Below are 19889 nucleotides of genomic sequence, written 5' to 3' on the forward strand. Positions count from 1 at the left end.
TTTCAGACTGTTGACAAACCCGTTTTTAAATCTTTGATTTTAGAACGGGTTTGTTTTTTTCATCACTTTTGACGTTTTTTCTGTAGTCATCTTATGCTGGACATGGCTTCTTCCACGTCCAGCATGCCATCTTCTTAAGATTCATGGCAGCGAAAGTAAGCATCGCCTGCATCGACAATTTTTTAAGCCCCCTTAGGGTTGTCCAACGCATGCCATGCTTCTCCTTTGCATCCGCAAAGACCCGCTCAATCGTTTCTTTACGTTTGGCATAGATATATTTATTTTCAGGTGTATGTCTTAAATGATCACATTCTTCTATGTACTCTTCCCAAAGATGTCGATGAATTAATTTTTGATGATTTTTACTTTGGGTGCACTTGTCTAAAAATGGACAATTCTTACAGATTTCAGGGTCAGAGGCGTACTGTTTATATCCATCTCTGGTAGTGGTTCTATAAGGTAAAACCTGTTGTTCCGGACAAATGTAACAATCATAATATTCGTCATAGACATACTCATGCTTTTTAAAGTAACCATCTTTTGTGCGAGGTCTCGTATACGGCATTACGGGTCTTATCTCTTGATCCATCAAATACTTCGCGATAAAAGGGGTTTTATATCCGGCATCTACGGCAACGGCTGTCGGCTTTCCGACCTTTTCTATCACTTCATTCAACAACGTATCCAACATACAACTATCATGAACATTGGCACCCGTTACCTTGGTTCCTAAAATGAAACCTTTTGAATCACTCGCCGTATGAACAGAATAAGCAAAAAGTTTTTCACGTTCATCTTTCACATAGTAACCACTGTCAGGGTCCGTCTTACTTACCTTGACCTCTTTCGTCTCTTCTTTATCTTGTAGGGGAAATTCCTTTTTTCCATGTGCTTCCCGATCAGCATTAATCTCAAGTTCGAGTTGTTTTTGGTAACTTTTCGCTTCCACTCGAACCACTTTTTTATCATATTTCTTTTTGTTGGCACTTGCCTTCACGTGTGTAGAGTCAATGAAGGCTACGGATGGATCGACTAATTTTTTATCCATCGCTTCCTTTAGGATTCGATAAAAGATTCGTTCAAACAGATCCGTATCCTTGAAGCGTCGCTCATAGTTTTTACCGAACGTTGAAAAATGGGGGATCTTCTCTGTGAATCCGTAGCCTAAAAACCAACGATAAGCTAAATTGGTTTCAATCTCCTTAATGGTTTGCCTCATGGAACGAATCCCAAACAAGTATTGCACAAACACCATTTTAATGAGAACAACGGGATCTATACTTGGTCTGCCATTATCAAGTGAATATTTATCCTCGACTAGTTGATAAATAAAATCAAAGTTAATGGCTTGTTCCACTTTTCGAACCAGATGATCCTCTGGTACCAATTCATCTAGAGCCACCATTTCAATTTGATGACGATTATTTTCCTTTCGCTTTGATAACATCTACCTAACCCCCACAAAGAAAATTCTACTTTAATTATAAAAAAAGCTTGTAGACATAGTCCACATTATGGACTTTGTCTACAAGCTGAAACGGGACAAAATGTCCCGTTTTTTTGCTCCTTGTGTGTTAAAAGAAAGGTGCAAACAATAAGGAAATAACGATAGAGGCAATTCCAATGCCAATGCCCCACCATCCAGAAGTACGCGCTCCTCGGCCTACAGCAAAAAATCCGAGTATAATCCCTGTTGCACCTAATATGACGGGTAAAAAGAAAAGGGACGCTATCGAAGCAATAATTGAAAATACTCCAAGTCCTCTTCCTCCAACTTCTTCCCGATCTTCAACTTCATTTCTTTCTATATTTTCTTCTCGCTCTTCCCGGCGGTCATTTACTCTATCCCATGTTGTTCCAGTAAGCGGTACAACTTCAGCCGCCGTTTCCTCGCGATAATCGTTTGTTCTCTCATCTTCATTGCGGTTTAAATCTCGAGTATCATCAGCCATGTAGATCCCTCTCTTTCCAAGAATAAGGAGCGTTTTTAGTATGACCGATATATCTCCTTTTCATAAAAACAATGACCATCTTTTCACCGGTAAAGGTGGGCATTGTTGGCAGTTCGATCTGAAATCAGTATAAATAAATAAAAAAAACCGGATTCTCCTTACGTTGAGAATCCGGTTTTTTTATGCGGTGCACTGGCTGCAATACCCGTAAATTTCAAATTTATGGCCGGTAATTTGAAATTCGGACAAATCGGTCGTCACTTTTTCCATCGGGCATGCATCAATTTCTTTCGTCTTCCCGCATTTCAAGCAAATCAGGTGATGGTGATGCTTTCCTGAGGGGCAAGTATATCGAAATTTCTTTTCCCCATCGAGTTCAGTTTCTTCCAATATCCCAAGATCAACAAAAATGGATAAATTCCTGTAGATTGTGTCAAAGCTTAAACCAGGGAAATTCGTCTTTAAAAACTCCTGCACCTCTCTCGCCGATAAATATCTTTTTTCATCTGCAAATAACTGCAACATATGTTTTCGTTTATCTGTATATTTATAGCCTTCCTCTTTTAGCAATTTGATCGCGCGCAAAACATCCATGAAGGTATCCTCCAAACGGTTAATGTGATAATCTTCTTGTTACTTTTCTTTTTTTCCATAAAATTGATAGCAGTAAGATCAACACGCCGAGAATGACAATCGTTCCACCAGGGGCTAAATCGAGGTAATACGAAGAAATTAATCCTCCAATTACTTCTATTTCGCCAAACAAAACAGCAATAAAAAAGGTTTGTTTAAATCCTGTCGCAATCCGGATGCTTGCAGCAACTGGTAATGTCATTAGTGAAGAAACAAGCAAGATCCCGACAATTTTCATAGAAGCGGCAATAACTAGAGCGACCATTACAATAAATGCGAATTGAATCCATTTCCCCTTTATTCCAGATACAACAGCCTGCTCTTCATCAAACGATAAGACAAATAGCTCCTTATATAATAAAAAGATCACAAGCACAACGGCGATCAATATGAAAAAGATCGTTATAACATCCGATTGCTTAACCGCAAGAACATTCCCAAATAAATAATTAAACAAATCTGTATTGAATCCCTGTGCAATCGAAATAAAAATGACGCTTAACCCGATTCCAGCTGACATAATAATCGGAATCGCCAACTCTTCAAAATGTTTGTATACCTTTCGCAATTTTTCTATACATAATGAACCGGCGACCGAAAAGAACATTCCCATATAAATGGGGTTCAATCCGTCAAAAAATGAATATTTTTTTCCAAGCATTAAATTTGCTGCAATCCCAGCCAATGAAATATGGGAAAGCGCATCGGCAATTAGCGATTGTTTTCTTACGACAATAAAGACGCCGAGAATAGGTGCCAAAAGACCAATCATTACACCGGTTAAAAAAGCATTTTGTAAAAACGTATATTTTAAAAACGGTAAATCCATTCAAAATGACCTCGCTTAATGTTGATGGTTTAAAACATGAACATGGTGCCCGTAAACGCCGGATAATCCTTCTTCTTTGTTTTTCTTAAATTCTTCTTTATTTCCATGAAAATGAATGGTTTGATTCAAACAGGCAACATCCGTTACGTAGTCGCTCATAACCCCGACATCATGGGTCACTAGAAGCAGCGACATATGCCGCTCTTCGTTCAAAGTTTTTAGCATACCGTAAAAATCAGTTGCCGATTGTGCATCGACACCAACTGTCGGCTCATCCAAAATCAAGAGCTCAGGGTCACTTACAAGCGCTCTTGCAATAAAAACACGTTGTTGTTGACCGCCTGATAATTCTCCAATGTTACGGCGGGCAAACTCTTCCATCCCTACCGCTTCAATCGCCTTCATTACTTTTTCTTTATCCTGTTTTTTAAAAAAGCGAAAAAGCCCGAGTTTGCCCACGAGACCCATCGATACGACTTCGAATACGGTTGCCGGAAACGCCGTATTAAAACTGTTAGCTTTTTGTGAAACGTACCCTATTTTATTCCATTCCTTAAACCGCTCCACCTTTTCGCCAAACAAAAAAATGCTTCCTTCTTGCGGCTTAAGAAAGCCAAGAATACATTTAATCAAGGTTGATTTTCCGGAACCGTTTGGACCAACCAGCCCTAAAAATGCCCCCTTTTGCACAGTTAATGATATATTTTCAAGCACATTTCGCTCACCATAATGATACGAAAGGTTTCTTATTGAAATGGCTGCCTCTTCTTTTCCTTTCATATATTCCTCCAACAATAAATAGTAATAATTACGATTTATATTCCGCATTTAGTATACATTACGCTGACCCTATTGTAAATAAAAGAAGCGTATCCATAATAGATACGCTAATGGATTGGGGATTTGAACTTTGCCCCTCTCGTTTCTTGTGTATTCATAATCGTAATAAATGCATTGCTATCAATTTCATACACAATATTTTTTAATTTTGTCACTTCAAGGCGGGTTACAACAGCATAAATCACCTCTTTCTCTTCATCCGTATAGCCGCCCTTTCCTTTTAGCTTCGTTGTTCCCCGGCCGAGACGGTCAAGTATGCCACTTGAAATTTCTTCATAATGGTCTGACACGATAAGAACAGCCTTCGTTTCATCAAGCCCCTGAATAACAGTATCAATCGTTTTAAAGGCAATATAATACGTCATGACTGAATACATTGCATGTTCTGAACCAAACACGAACCCCGCCCAGGCAAAAATGAAAATGTTGATAAACATAACAAACTCGCCGATGGAAAATGGAATTTTTTTCGTCAACATAATGCCGAGCATTTCCGTCCCATCCATTGCTCCGCCATGTCGGATAACAATTCCGACGCCCGCTCCTAAAAGCAGTCCGCCGAACACGGTAGCAAGTACAGGCTGATCGGTAAACGGTTGAACGCCATGTAAAAACGTTTCGATAACAGCAAGACAAAGGATGCCGAATAATGACGAAATGACAAACGTTTTTCCAATTTGTTTATAGCCCGAAAGAACAAACGGTAAATTCAGAAGGAAAACGAGAATTCCGAAGTTTAGAGGTGTTAAATAATCCAATATGAGGGAAATGCCGATAATTCCACCATCAATGATTTTATTTGGAATTAAAAAAAGTTCGATAGCGACAGCCGCAAGCGCTGCACCTAGCAATATCATAATGAAACGATAAATCAAATGCGAAAGACTTTCTTTTTTATGTTGTTTTTTTGTCATTCTAGTCCCCCTCGTAAAGTTAGCTTCTCTATCCATTATGACATAAAACACTAATCAATTCCTTTCCCGGTGCTCCGTCCTTGCAAAACAGTGATTTTTTAAGTTCACATTCTCTGGGCTCCTTCATATGATATGGAAGATGGGAGGTTATTATAAAATGAATCCAATAACACTTCATTTTTTAAACCAAAAAATTAATAGTTTGACTCCACAGGAATTGATGAATCTGGCAGCACAATATAATGTCCACATTACGCAGGCAGAGGCACAAAAAGTAGTGGCCATCTTAAGAAGACAAAAAATAGATGTTAAAAATGTAACACAACGAAAAATGATTGTTGAGACGATCGCTAGAGAGGTTAGCAGAGAAAAAGCGAACATGGTGCAATATTTAATTGACAACTACTTAAATTAACAGGGAAAGCCGAAGTGAACGTTCACTTCGGCTCTTTCTTTAAACCGTTAGCAATTTTTCCTGAAGGCTTTCATCAAATGTTTTATTTTTCAACATTTCAATTTCAAGTTTATAAGGCGGCTTTTTGTTATTTTTATCTGTACCGACATAAGGCGTTTCAAGAATTTTCGGTAGCTCCATTAATTGCGGATGATGCACAATATAATTTAATGCTTCAAAGCCGATTTTTCCAAACCCGATATTTTCATGGCGGTCTTTGGCCGCTCCCCGCTCGTTTTTACTATCATTAATATGAAGAACTTTGATCCGATCAATGCCGATAATTTTATCAAATTCATTTAACACGCCATCAAAATCATTAACAATGTCATAACCTGCATCGTGTGTGTGGCACGTATCAAAACAGATTGACAATTTCTCATTATGTGTAACGCCATCAATAATGGCTGCTAATTCTTCAAACGACCTTCCGCATTCCGAGCCTTTTCCAGCCATCGTTTCCAATGCAATTTGAACATCTTGATCAGGCGTTAATACTTCATTTAATCCTTCAATGATTTTCTTAATTCCCTCTTCGCATCCTGCACCAACGTGGGCTCCGGGATGCAGGACGATTTGTTTTGCCCCGATTGCCGCTGTCCGTTCAATCTCTGAACGAAGAAAATCGACACCCAATTGAAACGTTTCAGGTTTTACAGAGTTGCCGATATTAATGATGTAAGGTGCATGCACAACAATATCGACCATCCCATGTTCTTTCATATGCTGGATTCCAGCTTCAATATTTAAATCTTCAATTGCCTTGCGTCTTGTGTTTTGCGGCGCTCCGGTATAAATCATAAATGTGTTGGCACCGTATGATGCGGCTTCCTCGCTAGCTCCAAGAAGCATTTTTTTACCGCTCATTGATACATGTGAACCTAATTTAAGCATATTAATCCCCTCTCCCCCAAAATTCTATTTAAAACCTTTACGTTTTTTCGCCAATTTCTTTTTCTCTTCTAACAATTTCTTCTTATAGCCGGGCTTTACTTTCTTTGGTTTTGGGAGAACAATCCCTTTCTCGCGATTGGATGCGTTTTTTCTCGTCCGCGTTTTTATTTCTACCCATTCACCGCCTCTTAGCTCTTCCAGTACAAAATGAATGTTGCAGCTTTTAAGCTTTTGGATGGCTAATTGATCCGAAGGCTCAAACAGGGTAGCCGCAATTCCCGACATCCCCGCACGTCCTGTACGGCCCGTTCGATGAATGTAAAAGTCTAGATCTCTGGGTAATTCATAATTAATAATATGGCTGATTCCTTTAATGTCAATGCCTCTTGCGGCAAGATCGGTCGCGACAAGATATTGGAACTCCGCATTTTGGACCCGTTTCATAATGTTCTTTCGTTCTCTTGGCGGCACATCCCCATGCAGGCGTTCAACATTCATTCCTTCGGCAAGCATTGCATCCGCCACCTCATCGGCTGTCTTTTTCGTGTTTACAAAAATAATTGCCAGGTACGGATTATACGCTTTTGCTACTTTAATCAGAAGTTTCGTTTTATCCTGGTGCTTCGTTGGAATGAGTACATGTTTAATGTCCTGTGCCGTCACTTGTTCCGGATTTACATGCACGTAACGTGGATTTTCCATATATTTACGCAAGAATGGCTGCAATTTTTCAGGTATCGTAGCAGAAAAAACAAGCATTTGCAGATTAGCTGCCATTCGGGCTGCCACCTGGTCAACATCTTCAATAAAGCCCATATCAAGCATTTGATCGGCTTCATCCACGACTAAAGCAGTAGCGGTATAAACATTGATACCTTCGTTTATGACCATGTCTTTAATGCGGCCGGGGGTTCCGATCAACACATGCGGGACATTTTTCAACTTGTCCACCATTCGTTTCCTGTCCGTACCACCAACTACTGTCTTGGCCCTTACATATTGATCTTCCGGGAAATATTGTGCCAGCTTTTCATATTCTTGATAAATTTGCCGCGCTAGTTCACGAGTCGGCGCTGTAATAATCGCCTGTATTTCATCTTTTGAAGGGTCAACCCGGTGAATGACCGGAAGCAAAAAGGCCAATGTTTTTCCCGATCCGGTTTGTGATTGTCCGATTATATCGTGGCCATTAATCGCACCGGGAATTACCCTTTCCTGAATTTCAGTCGGTTTTTTAAAATTTTGTTTTTCCAGCGCTTTAATTAAAAAATCCGATATATTTAATCGTTCAAAAGGACTACTCATTTTCTTTATCACCTGTTTTCTTGTTGTGCTGCTCCTTTAAGTATTATAGAGGAAGTAGTAAAAATAAGCTATGAATAATATTTTTGACCGATTGAACCAGGTAAATACCCATTCCCAAATGAAAGACACACCTTTAGCCTGATTTTTCATATCCTTAAATGAGAGTATTTTTTTCGAAAGGAGGGTTATGCAAGATGAATCCATTTCCTTCACCCGGCCCACAAATGAGAGCACCTAATTCTTTTCCTCCAGGGCAAATGTTTCCCGCACGAACTGGCGGACTTACTAATTTCGCCCGTGCCCCCGGATTAATCGGGACAGGGGGTGCTGCAAGAGCTCCTGTCAATATTATGACGGTGCTTGAAAATGTCCAAAAAATGCTTCAAGTGGCTGAAACAATGGGGCCAATGTTCAGACAGTATGGACCTGCAGTAAAAAACTTGCCGAATTTAGTGAAAAAATTCCAAAACGGCCTAACAAGTTTTATGCCAAAAGAAAAAGAAAGTGAAAGTCAAAGCGACGGTCCAAAAGCTGAAGAGAGTCTATCTTTTAAAGAAAAACTAAAAGAAAAAATCAATCGTAGCCGGCCTGAAAAAAATAAAAATTTAAATGAGTCAATTTCTATCAATGAGGAAACGATCCAAACGAAGCAAACGAAGAGGAAAAGCTTGCCGGATACAAACATTGTAACGCATAAAAAACGCAAAAAAACAAGCAACATTAAAGACGAGAATAAAAATAAGGAATTTCAAAAAAGTGATGAAAATGAATTAATGAAAATCACGGGTCCTAAAGGATATAAAGCACCCTCTTTATCACGTAAAATCGAAGCAAAAGGAATAATTGAAAAATCTCAGCCCCGTCCGAAGCTCTATATATAATCTCATTCATTGTGTTCAACCTCTCTCTCCTTTATAATGAAGTGAAGATGCATAAGTAAACCATAAATTTATATCGTACGAAAAGTTTTCACTATAAGGGAGAGATCATAATGGAAGTCATCAAAATATCTCCTCGGGGCTATTGTTACGGTGTCGTTGACGCCATGGTACTCGCAAGACAGGCAGCGAAAAATCCGACTTTACCAAGACCTATCTATATATTGGGTATGATTGTCCATAATAAGCATGTGACCGAAGCCTTCAATGAAGAGGGAATTATTACACTTGATGGCGAAAGCCGGCTTGACTTAATCAAAAACATTGATTCCGGAACAGTTATTTATACCGCACATGGGGTTTCACCCGAAGTGAGAAGAATCGCCCATGAAAAAGGATTGTATGAAATTGATGCAACATGTCCTGACGTGACGAAGACACATGACCTTATCCGTGAAAAAGAACGTGAAGGGTATGAAGTCATTTATATCGGGAAAAAGGGCCACCCCGAACCTGAAGGAGCAATCGGCATCGCTCCGGAGATTGTGCATTTAATTGAGAAACCTGAAGATATTGATCATCTTAAAATTACTAGCGAGAAAATTTTAATCACGAACCAAACGACTATGAGCCAATGGGATGTTGCAGAAATTATTAAACAGCTTTTGAAGAAATATCCACATGCCGAAGTTCATAAAGAAATTTGTTTAGCCACACAGGTTCGCCAGGAAGCGGTAGCTGAGCAGGCAAAAGACTGTGATCTTGTCATTGTTGTAGGAGACCCGAGAAGTAATAATTCGAACCGGCTAGCACAAGTTTCTGAAGAAATTGCCGGAACAAAAGCGTATCGTATTGCAGATGTTACAGAAATTGAGCTCGATTGGTTAAAAGGAGTTCAAAAAGTCGGAGTGACATCCGGTGCATCAACCCCAACACCGATCACAAAAGAAGTTATTCAATTTCTTACCCAATATGATGAAAATGATCCATCCACATGGAAACGCGAACGTAAAGTAAGCCTTGATCGAATTTTACCTAAAGTAAAAAATCCCCTATAAAGGGGATTTTTTACATAAACATAAATGGATCAGTATTGACTTCAGAACAAATGACTTCCGTATCGTATTTTTTTTCTTTTACAGATTGGGCGATGACTTGTTGCAATCCTTTTTTCATGATTTTCTCGATGTTATGCCCTGGATCAATAATCGTTAACCCTTCTGCCTGTGCATCATGTGCATTATGGTAATAAATATCACCTGTAACAAGGACATCGGCTCCTTTGAATTGAGCGGCTGATATGAATTTATTTCCATCTCCTCCGACAACGGCTACTTTTTGAATCGGGCGATTGTGTCCTTTGATTACCCTTAACGCGTTTACATGAAGACTGTTTTTCACATGCTGAACGAATTCTTCAAGTGTCATCGCTTTCTCCAATTGGCCGATTTTACCAATTCCGAGAAACTCCCCTTCATTTTCAAGTGGGTATACATCGTAAGCTACTTCTTCATATGGGTGTGCGTGAAGCATTTCCGAAATAACAGCTTTTTTTAATGCTTCAGGGACAATTGTTTCAATCTTTACCTCATCTACGATTTCTAATTCCCCTAGTTTGCCAATATACGGATTCGTGCCTTCTAAAGGTTTAAAAGTTCCTAGCCCGCTTGAATTAAATGTACAGTGGCTGTAATTTCCGATATGGCCGGCACCCGCGGAGCTAATCGCATCTCTCACTTTGTCCACATGGCTTTTTGGAACGAATACAGCAAGTTTTATATATTTAGCCATGGTCGTTGGCTTTAATACAGTCGTATTGGTAAGCTTTAATGCTTCAGCCAGCCAATCATTAACCCCCCCTTGAGCAACATCAAGGTTTGTATGGGCAGCATAAACCGTTATATCATTTTTGATTAACTTTTCAATGACCCTCCCCTGCGAACGGGACGTATCAATCCGCTTTAACGGGCGATAAATCATCGGATGATGTGCAATAATGAGATCGACACCCTTTTCGATCGCTTCATCAACGACAGTCTCCAGCACATCTAGCGCAATCATCACTTTTTTGACCGGCTTATTTAATGTTCCAACTTGTAGTCCGATCGGGTCTCCTTCTTCAGCCAATGATTTTGGCGCAAACTTTTCCATAATTGATATGATCCATTGTCCATTCGCTGGTTTAACCATAATTAATCAACTCCTTTACTGTTTCTATTTTTTCTTTCAACTCTGCGATTTTCAACCCCACCCCTGGTGAACCGCTTTTCTTCATTTGCTTTAAAATGTTAGTCCATTGGGCAATTTCTCCAAGCCATTTTTCGCGAAAAACGTCACTTTTTTCTTTTAATAAATATGGTCCTAACAGTAACTCATATGTAGGATTTCCGCTATAAGGCTGTACCCCGGTTCGATCGGCCACAAGAACTTCATAAATTTTTCCGTCTTCTTTTAATATTTCTTCCGTAACTAAAATCCAATTTTCTTTTAACAGCCATTTTCTTACCGACTCTGATCCAACATTTGGCTGTAGAATCAGACGTTTTACACCCTCGAGCTTTTCTTTTCCTTCTTCAAGGATAGTGGCGATTAATTGTCCACCCATTCCGCAAATGGTAATGACCTCTGCCTCATTTGCGGAAATAACCGCAAGACCGTTTCCTTTTCGAACAGTAATGACATGTTCGAGTCCCGATTCTTCCACTTGCTTTTTAGCCGATTGATACGGACCTTCATTGATTTCGCCTGCAATGGCACCTTTTATTCGCTTATTTACGGCAAGGTAACATGGCAAATACGCATGGTCCGATCCAATATCAGCAACAATCGAGTGATCAAGAACATATTTCGCCACTTTTTCCAAACGTAATGATAGTTTTTCAACATTCATTTTTCTTCACCTGAATTTTAATAATGTATTGAATAAAAAAGCTTTCTGTCGAAATAAACAGAAAGCTTTCTCTCTTATTTTTTCTTTGAGAGCCAGTCAGCCACAATGTTCGCTTCATCCCCCTGGATTACACCGGCAGGCATTTGCCCTTTTGCACCTTTTTTACCGTTTTTAATGGTATTTAAAATATCATCTTTTGACAGCTCTTTTCCGATGTGTTGTAAGTTAGGTCCGACTGCACCTTCCAAATTTTGTCCATGGCATGAAGTACAATTTTTCTTAACAATTGTTTCCGGATTTAATGCCGCTTTTTCTTTTGCTTTTTGTGCCTCATTTTTATTATGGATTCCCCAACCGGATACCGAAATAATGGCAACAATTCCTATTATTGCGATTACATAAAAAGGCACAAGCGGATTACGTTTCATCTTATTTCCTCCTTCAACTGTCACACTTTGCTGATTCTCTTTTGCTCTGGTTATGTAAAATATAATCCATTTCCTATTGTATCTGAAATAAGTTTCAAAGAAAAGAGGCAAGACGATTTTTACTCGTTTTGTCACAACATTCTATCATTTCCCAGAAAATCTATCTGCTATCATTATCCTTTCCTATTGAATGGAAAAAATACCGCCATTCTTGGCGGTATTTTCAATTAAACATTAATTTCTTCTACCCACTTTTTGGCACTTTCCCTGAGCTTATATTTTTGAATTTTCCCTGAAGCTGTCATCGGATATTCATTAACGAAAAAGATGTATTCAGGAATTTTAAAATTTGCGATTTGACCTTTGCAAAAATCTCTAATTGCTTCTTTTTCTAAATTGGCGCCTTCTTTTAAGCGAATGCAGGCGGCTACTTTTTCCCCATATTTCGGATCTGGAACCCCAATGACTTGCACGTCGAGAATATCAGGATGAGTGTACAAAAATTCTTCCACTTCCCTCGGATACACATTTTCTCCTCCGCGGATAATCATATCCTTCAGCCGTCCTGTTATTTTTATATAACCTTCCTTATCCATTGTTGCAAGGTCACCGGTGTGAAGCCAACCGTCCTGATCAATTGCTTCTTCTGTGCTTTCCGGCATTTTATAATAGCCCTTCATGACATGATAGCCTCGTGTACAAAGTTCTCCTTGTACATCAAAGGGAACTTCTTTTCCGGTAACAGGATCAATAATTTTCACTTCGACATTTGGATGTTTTCTGCCAACTGTTTCTACTTTTCGTTCAATTGGGTCATCCGTTCGTGTTTGCGTAATGACAGGAGACGATTCCGTCTGTCCGTAAGCAATTGTAACTTCCGCCATTCCCATTAAATGAATAACTTTTTTCATCACTTCGATCGGGCAAGGAGATCCTGCCATGATCCCCGTTCTTAATGTAGATAGGTCAAATTCGTTGAATCTTGGATGATTTAATTCGGCGATAAACATCGTTGGAACACCGTGGAGCGCTGTACATTTTTCACGCTGTACGGTTTCAAGCACTTCTTCCGGATCAAATTGAACGAGAGGAACTACCGTCGCCCCGACTGAAACGGCCGCCAGCACTCCGAGCACGCAGCCGAAGCAGTGAAAAAAAGGTACAGGAATGCATAGTCGGTCGTCATTTGTTAAGTTCATAGCTTCGGCTATTTGATGGGCATTGTTTACAATGTTGTTATGTGTGAGCATTACCCCTTTTGGAAAGCCGGTTGTCCCTGATGTATATTGCATGTTAATGACATCATCAGGATGAAGGGTTTTCTCATATTGCATGAGCTCATCATCCGAAAGCTGTTCCCCTTTCTTGAGCATCTCTTCCCAACCGAGCATTCCTTCAGGCGCACCTTTTCCAAGATAGATTAAATGTTCGAGATACGGGAACCTCTCAGCCTGCTCCTTTGTTTCTAGAGCGATCTTTACATAGGAAGTATTACGGTAGCCTTCGATTAAAAATAATGCTTTCGTATCCGATTGATTTAATAAATAGTGCAACTCTGAAGATTGGTAATTTGTATTTACCGTGACGAGAACGGCGCCAATTCTGGCCGATCCAAATTGCAAAAGGAGCCATTCCGGAACATTGGTCGCCCACACCGCGATATGATCCCCTTTTTGTATACCTAACGCCAACAGTCCTTTTGCCACTTTTGTTGTCATATCATAAAACGCTTTATACGTGTACCGTAAATTTAAGCTGCTATATACAACCGCCTCTTGTCCGCCATACTTTTGAACTTGCTCTTTTAAACATTCGCCAACCGTTTTATTCCATAGATCCCCCATAGTTCACCTCTACCTGGAACAATTTTTTTATTATCGGCAGCCAATTTCTCTCGCAATAACCATTCGCTGAACTTCCGATGTTCCTTCTCCGATTTCTAATAGCTTCGCATCTCGATAATAACGTTCAACATGGTAGTCTCTCATATAGCCGTTCCCCCCATGAATTTGAACAGCGTCTGAACAAATAGATGTACATGCTTCAGAAGCAAACAACTTCGCCATAGAGGCTTCCTTTGAAAACTTCTTGCCCGAATCCTTCAACCATGCTGCCTTATAAACCATCATTCTTGCCAGTTCAATTTTCATCGCCATATCCGCCAGTTTAAATTGAATCGCCTGGAAGTTGGAAATCGGACGGCCGAATTGTTTTCGTTCCTTTGCATACTGAATCGCTTTTTCATAGGCCGCCTGGGCGATCCCAACCGCCATTGCACCGATTCCGATCCTTCCCCCATCAAGCGTCACTAAAAATTGTTTGAAGCCCTCGCCCCGTTTGCCGAGAAGATGGTCTGCGGGCACCCTGACATCTTCCAAAACAAGTTCTGTCGTATTGGAGGCATGAAGTCCCATTTTTTCATAGTTATCCAGAACGGAAAATCCTTTCGTATCGGTTGGAACAATAATGGCGCTTATTTCTTTTTTTCCGCCATTCCGTCCTGTAATAGCTGTTAAGGCCACATGCTTTGCATAACTTGCGTTTGTGATGAAACATTTGCTTCCGTTAATGACCCAATCACCCGCTTCCTGCACTGCCGTTGTTTCCGTACCGCCGGCGTCAGATCCCGCCCCCGCTTCCGTTAATCCAAATGCTCCAAGTGATTCCCCGGTACAAATCGGAACGAGATACTTTTCTTTCTGCTCTTTTGTGCCAAACATATTCAAAGGAGCACCGCCGAGAGAAATATGTGCCGCGTATGTAATGCCTGTAGATCCGCAGGCACGGCTCAGTTCTTCGACAACAATTGCAAAACTAACGGTATCAGCCCCGGCTCCTCCGTATTCTTCAGGAAAAGGAAGCCCCATCATCCCTAATTCGGATAGTTTATGAAACACTTCTTTCGGAAACCTTTTCTCCTTATCCCGTTTTTCTGCATCGGGGGCTACTACTTCTTCTGCAAACTCGCGAATCATCTTCTGGATCATCAATTGTTCATCCGTTAAAGCAAAATTCATATTGACCTCCTTTTTGTAAAAAAAATATTGTTTGTATACGCTTTCAAGTTTATTATAGAGTTAAAGGCTGAATTTTTACAATATTTTTATTCTAATAAGCTTTTTTTAGAAGGCCATTTGCATTACAGAAAAAGAATCAGTAAAATATATACAAAGACGAAAGTTACTAAAGGAACTTAGACATAAAAAAATAAGCCTGCTCAAAAGGCAGACTTATTTTTCAACAATTATTCAAGGAAGTCTTTCAGACGCTTGCTTCGGCTAGGATGGCGTAATTTCCGCAATGCTTTTGCTTCAATTTGGCGAATACGCTCTCTCGTTACTCCAAACACTTTTCCTACTTCTTCGAGCGTTCGCGTTCTGCCGTCATCAAGTCCAAAGCGGAGTCTGAGCACATTTTCTTCCCTGTCCGTTAACGTATCCAGAACATCTTCAAGCTGTTCTTTTAACAATTCATATGCTGCAGCTTCAGAAGGGGCAAGCGCATCCTGGTCTTCAATAAAGTCACCAAGATGGGAATCATCTTCTTCACCAATTGGTGTTTCAAGCGATACAGGTTCTTGAGCAATTTTAAGGATTTCCCTTACCTTGTCTGGCGATAAGTCCATTTCCGCTCCAATTTCTTCAGGTGATGGATCACGCCCTAGATCTTGAAGGAGTTGACGTTGAACTCGAATTAATTTATTGATCGTTTCGACCATATGAACTGGAATACGAATGGTTCTCGCCTGGTCAGCAATCGCTCTTGTTATCGCCTGGCGAATCCACCATGTTGCATATGTGCTGAATTTAAACCCTTTATCATAATCGAACTTTTCAACGGCTTTAATTAAGCCCATATTTCCTTCCTGGATCAAATCAAGAAACAACATGCCCCGCCCTACGTAACGTTTGGCGATGCTGACGACAAGCCTTAAGTTGGCTTCGGTCAATCGGCGCTTCGCTTCTTCATCGCCTTCTTCGATCCGTTTCGCCAATTCAATTTCTTCTTCTGCAGAGAGAAGATCAACCCGTCCGATTTCTTTTAAATACATTCTTACCGGATCGTTGATTTTAACACCGGGCGGTACACTAAGGTCGTTAAGGTCGAATTCTTCTTCGTCTTTTTCTTCAAATTTCGGCTCTTCATCGTCATCCGGCTCGTCAATAACTTCAATGCCCTGTTCTTCAAGGTAATGAAAAAATTCGTCCATTTGCTCAGAATCTTGATCAAACGGCGCTAATTTGTTTGTCACATCTGAATAAGTGAGTGCACCTCGTCTTTTTCCTGTTTCGATTAATTGTTCTTTAACTTGATCGATGGTTAATTCGCCTTCCGTTTTTTCACGGTTCGGTTTCTCAGCCATTCGATCCCCTCCTTCCACACTTCAACCAACAAATTATAAACCTTATAAACGTTAAAAGATTTTTAAACTCTGCCTTATCGAGCACTTATTTCAATGCTTTTTTCATTTGCAATATTTCCATTGCAATGCGGGCTGCCAGGGTGTAGTCTCGCTGTCGTTCCGCTTCTTTTCTTTGCCTTTCTTTTTCCTGTATTTCCAATTTTTTTGGATAGGAACTGATTTGTTTAACATAATCGTTTAACTCAGGGTCAGAAAGGTGATCAGTTACTGTCATCATCGCCAGTTCAGACGTAATCTTACGTAACTTCTCGTCATCAATGCGCTCAAGCAAAAGGCCGACATTCGGCAAATTTCCTTCCTCGTAGAAGGCATATAAATATGCTGCAATCGCATTGTGCTCTTCTATATTAAATGCTCCGGGAAGACGTTCTTGAATTGCAAAAGCAATTTCTCTGTCTTTCAGCATATGGGCAAGAAGAATTCTTTCAGCATTATGATAAGCTGGCAATAGAGGTTTATTAATAAATGAATGAAACCTAGAATTATTATTCCTATTTTGGTTAACGTTATCCTTTTGCCGCTTTATCTGCTTATAGACTTGGGATTGTTGTTGCTTTAACGCTTCAAGGGAAAGATGAAATTCATCAGCAAGCTGCCGCAAATAATGGTCTCGTTCAACAGCTTTCGGAAGCCTGCTTATCTCATTGATTACCTCTTCGATATAGAGCATTCGTTCCGCTTCGTCATTGAGATTTTTTCCCTTGCGGTAATATTGAATTTTAAAGGCCATTACGGTTAAACTCGTCCCTATTACATCCTTTTGAAACTTCTCAGGTCCATAGGTCTGAATGTAGTCATCGGGATCTAATCCGCCTGGCATTTGGGCTATCTTTACGAAACAGCCCGCTTCTTCTAATATTTTCGCGGCTCGAAATGCCGCTTCAATCCCTGCATGGTCAGAATCATAGCATATTGTGACGCTTTGAACATTTCTTGCGAGCAGCGCCGCCTGCTCCTCCGTTAATGAAGTTCCAAGTGTAGCCACACCATTTGTTATTCCGGCCCTAAAAGCACTTGTTGTATCAACATATCCTTCAAATAAAACCGCCTGTTGCTTCTTTCTCATCTCGGCTCTGGCTAAATGAAAGGCATATAAATTTTTGCCCTTATTAAAAATCTTCGTTTCCGGGCTGTTTAAATATTTCGGTTCACCTTCTCCCAATACCCTTCCACCGAATGCGATTACCTTGCCATTGCGATTCCAAATCGGAAACATAATGCGGTTTCGGAAACGGTCAAAAAACTTACCGTCAAATTCCCGTTTGCCAAGTAGACCTGCGTTTTTGACAACTTCGAGGGAAAACCCCCGTTTGGCGAGGAAGTTGGTAACAGCATCCCATGAATCAGGAGCGTAGCCGATTTGAAAGGTTTGAATCACATCATCCGTAAACCCTCTATTTTTTAAATAGCCAAGAGCTTTTATCCCCTGTTTAGTATTGACTAAATAATGATGATAAAGCTTTGCAACGAGTTCATGGGCTTCGACCATTTTGGTTCGAAAGTCTTCTTTATCGGAAAACTCTTGAACCTTTAACTGAGGCAAATCGATGCCGTTCTTTTCAGCGATATGTCGGACGGCTTCAATAAAAGTATACCCTTCAATATTCATTAGAAACGAAAATACATTTCCACCTGCCCCACAACCGAAACAATGATATATTTGCTTTTCAGGCGAGACAGAAAAAGATGGGGATTTTTCCCCATGGAACGGGCACAGTCCGAAATAATTTCGGCCTTGCTTTTTTAATGGAACGTATTCACTGACAAGGTCAACAATATCCATTGATGTTCTTATTCGTTCGATAGTTTCTTCAGGAATCCGTTCAGCCATGTTCATCACCGTACTTACTTCCTGCTTCTAGCCCTTAAAAAATAAAGAAAAAAAGCAGACAAGTTATACTTATTCGTTATAAATTAATAAAATCCTTCAAGATTCGACAATATTTTTTTAAATTCGAAGCAAAAATTGCCATGGTCTGTTTCTGTAAATTTGGAAGGTCCTTTTGTCCGATTCCCTGCCCTCCTTTGTTTTGCAGAAACGAAACGTTCAAACAGCATCCTCTCCATCTCCTCCTCACGAAACACTTTCCCTCTTGGAGAGATGACGTAAACTCCTTTCGCTACTAAAATACTTGCCAGTGCGTGATCCTGGGTAATGACGACATCACCTTGATTAACATGGTTCATGATGTATAAATCGACTTCCTCTCTGTTTGAATCGACCAATACATATCGCATACCGTATGTTTGTTCTGACATATGTGCATAAGAAATGACCATTACTGCTTCTAATTGATAGTCATTGCAAATTTCAAAAGTTGATTGCTTGATTTGAACAGGACACGCATCTCCATCAATCAACACTAATGGATTTCGTTTCGTCATAGTTTTAATTTCTACATCCTTTACCGGAATCCTTCTATGTTTTCAATTTGTCGAACAAAACCTGATTTTGACAGATCTACTGTTTTTCGTTAATCATCTTCTATTTTAGATCAATGTTATACTTTTTAATCACAATGTTATATTATAATCAAAAAGAAATAATAATTCCACTAATTTATATTTTTTTTGATCAAGAAGAAACGTACAAAATTCAATGAATTTTGTACGTTACACGCTACCGGTAGCTTTTACCTTGATAGATATTAAAGATCAAATTAGCAGACTCTTCGACAGCTTTATTTGAAACATCGATTACCCTGCAGCCGATTCGATCTACGATTTTTTTAAAATACGCTAATTCCTCTTTAATCCGTTCAATATTCGCATAACTTGCCCCTGAATCAAGCCCGAGTGCTTTCAACCTTTCTCTTCTTATATCATTTAGCTTTTCGGGTGTTATACTTAAACCGAAGCATTTTTCGCTCGGAACGTTGAATATTTCTTCTGGCGGCTCCACTTCAGGCACTAAAGGAACATTGGCGACCTTTAATCGCTTATGGGCGAGATATTGGGAAAGCGGAGTTTTCGAAGTTCTGGACACGCCGATAAGAACAATATCCGCTTTTAAGATTCCTCTCGGGTCTCTTCCGTCATCGTATTTAACAGCAAATTCAATCGCATCTACCTTGCGAAAGTAATCATCATCCAATTGATGGACAATTCCTGGTTCATATCGGGGTACCTGACCAAGAAAATGTTCCATTTGATTCATCATTGGTCCGATAATATCAACCGCAATAACGCCTTCTTTATGAGCTTGATCAACTAAATAGGATTTAATTTCCGGAACAACCAGTGTAAATGCGATCAGCGCCCCTTGTTCTTTGGCAAGGTCAATAACTTCTTGGACAGTTCCTGTATCCTCGACATAAGGAATACGTCTTATTTCTAGCTGTTGAGAGTTAAATTGACTTGCTGCCGCTTTAACGACTAGTTCTGCCGTTTCCCCTACGGAATCAGAGACTAAATAAATGATTCGTCGTGTGTTGGTCATTGTAACCTCC

General features: G+C 39.9%; 20 protein-coding genes. 3 read left to right on the plus strand and 17 right to left on the minus strand.

The annotated features are described in order from the left end of the window. Nucleotides 1-91: 91 nt before the first annotated feature. From H538_RS0103040 to H538_RS0103065, 6 genes are all read right to left on the minus strand, one after another. Nucleotides 92-1447: an IS1182 family transposase gene (locus H538_RS0103040; RefSeq protein WP_026676322.1), complete on the minus strand. Its 1356-nt coding sequence runs from the start codon at nucleotides 1445-1447 to the stop codon at nucleotides 92-94. A 127-nt stretch (nucleotides 1448-1574) separates the two neighbouring features. Further along, a complete protein-coding gene (locus tag H538_RS22965; protein ID WP_051291236.1) occupies nucleotides 1575-1952 on the minus strand; it encodes a hypothetical protein in 378 nt (125 codons plus the stop codon). A 180-nt stretch (nucleotides 1953-2132) separates the two neighbouring features. Beyond that, a complete protein-coding gene (locus tag H538_RS0103050; RefSeq protein WP_026676323.1) occupies nucleotides 2133-2546 on the minus strand; it encodes a Fur family transcriptional regulator in 414 nt (137 codons plus the stop codon). 19 nt (nucleotides 2547-2565) lie between these two features. Continuing rightward, a complete protein-coding gene (locus H538_RS0103055) occupies nucleotides 2566-3414 on the minus strand; it encodes a metal ABC transporter permease (protein ID WP_026676324.1) in 849 nt (282 codons plus the stop codon). A gap of 15 nt (nucleotides 3415-3429) precedes the next feature. Then, the gene (locus tag H538_RS0103060; protein WP_026676325.1) at nucleotides 3430-4194 is read right to left on the minus strand and encodes a metal ABC transporter ATP-binding protein; all 765 of its coding nucleotides are present in this window, start codon (nucleotides 4192-4194) and stop codon (nucleotides 3430-3432) included. A gap of 107 nt (nucleotides 4195-4301) precedes the next feature. Further along, complete coding sequence (locus H538_RS0103065) at nucleotides 4302-5168, minus strand: YitT family protein (protein WP_026676326.1); 867 nt, start codon at nucleotides 5166-5168, stop codon at nucleotides 4302-4304. Nucleotides 5169-5325: 157 nt separating this feature from the next. On the opposite strand from H538_RS0103065, the gene H538_RS22970 reads away from it, so the two are divergent. Next, the gene (locus H538_RS22970; RefSeq protein ID WP_051291238.1) at nucleotides 5326-5583 is read left to right on the plus strand and encodes a DUF2624 family protein; all 258 of its coding nucleotides are present in this window, start codon (nucleotides 5326-5328) and stop codon (nucleotides 5581-5583) included. A gap of 39 nt (nucleotides 5584-5622) precedes the next feature. Here the strand turns inward: H538_RS22970 and H538_RS0103075 are convergent, their stop codons facing one another. Both H538_RS0103075 and H538_RS0103080 read right to left on the minus strand, forming a co-directional pair. Beyond that, nucleotides 5623-6516 carry a deoxyribonuclease IV gene (locus tag H538_RS0103075; RefSeq protein WP_026676327.1) on the minus strand — a complete coding sequence of 298 codons (894 nt, stop codon included), beginning with the start codon at nucleotides 6514-6516 and terminating at the stop codon, nucleotides 5623-5625. A gap of 24 nt (nucleotides 6517-6540) precedes the next feature. After that, nucleotides 6541-7821, minus strand: a complete 1281-nt coding sequence (locus H538_RS0103080) for a DEAD/DEAH box helicase (protein WP_035349978.1) — start codon at nucleotides 7819-7821, stop codon at nucleotides 6541-6543. Nucleotides 7822-8015: 194 nt separating this feature from the next. Here H538_RS0103080 and vrrA point away from each other — a divergent pair, with 194 nt between their 5' ends. Then, nucleotides 8016-8702 carry a VrrA/YqfQ family protein gene (gene vrrA, locus H538_RS24980; RefSeq protein WP_026676329.1) on the plus strand — a complete coding sequence of 229 codons (687 nt, stop codon included), beginning with the start codon at nucleotides 8016-8018 and terminating at the stop codon, nucleotides 8700-8702. Nucleotides 8703-8812: 110 nt separating this feature from the next. Beyond that, a complete protein-coding gene (locus H538_RS0103090) occupies nucleotides 8813-9757 on the plus strand; it encodes a 4-hydroxy-3-methylbut-2-enyl diphosphate reductase (protein ID WP_026676330.1) in 945 nt (314 codons plus the stop codon). 10 nt (nucleotides 9758-9767) lie between these two features. Here the strand turns inward: H538_RS0103090 and H538_RS0103095 are convergent, their stop codons facing one another. From H538_RS0103095 to H538_RS0103135, 9 genes are all read right to left on the minus strand, one after another. Next, the gene (locus H538_RS0103095) at nucleotides 9768-10889 is read right to left on the minus strand and encodes a Nif3-like dinuclear metal center hexameric protein (RefSeq protein WP_026676331.1); all 1122 of its coding nucleotides are present in this window, start codon (nucleotides 10887-10889) and stop codon (nucleotides 9768-9770) included. After that, nucleotides 10882-11589: a tRNA (adenine(22)-N(1))-methyltransferase gene (locus tag H538_RS0103100; RefSeq protein WP_026676332.1), complete on the minus strand. Its 708-nt coding sequence runs from the start codon at nucleotides 11587-11589 to the stop codon at nucleotides 10882-10884. The genes H538_RS0103095 and H538_RS0103100 overlap by 8 nt, the downstream gene beginning before the upstream one ends. Before the next feature lie 74 nt (nucleotides 11590-11663). Continuing rightward, complete coding sequence (gene cccA / locus H538_RS0103105) at nucleotides 11664-12017, minus strand: cytochrome c550 (RefSeq protein WP_026676333.1); 354 nt, start codon at nucleotides 12015-12017, stop codon at nucleotides 11664-11666. A 227-nt stretch (nucleotides 12018-12244) separates the two neighbouring features. Then, on the minus strand, nucleotides 12245-13861 hold the full coding sequence (locus tag H538_RS0103110; protein ID WP_026676334.1) for an AMP-binding protein: 1617 nt from the start codon (nucleotides 13859-13861) through the stop codon (nucleotides 12245-12247). 30 nt (nucleotides 13862-13891) lie between these two features. Next, the gene (locus H538_RS0103115) at nucleotides 13892-15034 is read right to left on the minus strand and encodes an acyl-CoA dehydrogenase (protein ID WP_026676335.1); all 1143 of its coding nucleotides are present in this window, start codon (nucleotides 15032-15034) and stop codon (nucleotides 13892-13894) included. Nucleotides 15035-15261: 227 nt separating this feature from the next. Beyond that, nucleotides 15262-16380: an RNA polymerase sigma factor RpoD gene (gene rpoD, locus H538_RS0103120; protein ID WP_026676336.1), complete on the minus strand. Its 1119-nt coding sequence runs from the start codon at nucleotides 16378-16380 to the stop codon at nucleotides 15262-15264. Between the two features lie 85 nt (nucleotides 16381-16465). Next, the gene (dnaG, locus tag H538_RS0103125; protein ID WP_026676337.1) at nucleotides 16466-18271 is read right to left on the minus strand and encodes a DNA primase; all 1806 of its coding nucleotides are present in this window, start codon (nucleotides 18269-18271) and stop codon (nucleotides 16466-16468) included. An 83-nt stretch (nucleotides 18272-18354) separates the two neighbouring features. Continuing rightward, the gene (locus H538_RS0103130; protein WP_081412562.1) at nucleotides 18355-18825 is read right to left on the minus strand and encodes a YaiI/YqxD family protein; all 471 of its coding nucleotides are present in this window, start codon (nucleotides 18823-18825) and stop codon (nucleotides 18355-18357) included. A gap of 235 nt (nucleotides 18826-19060) precedes the next feature. Beyond that, on the minus strand, nucleotides 19061-19879 hold the full coding sequence (locus H538_RS0103135; protein ID WP_026676339.1) for a pyruvate, water dikinase regulatory protein: 819 nt from the start codon (nucleotides 19877-19879) through the stop codon (nucleotides 19061-19063). Nucleotides 19880-19889 lie beyond the last annotated feature (10 nt).

Origin of the sequence: Fictibacillus gelatini DSM 15865, assembly GCF_000430745.1 — a bacterium.
Classification (GTDB): Bacteria; Bacillota; Bacilli; order Bacillales; family Fictibacillaceae; genus Fictibacillus_A; species Fictibacillus_A gelatini.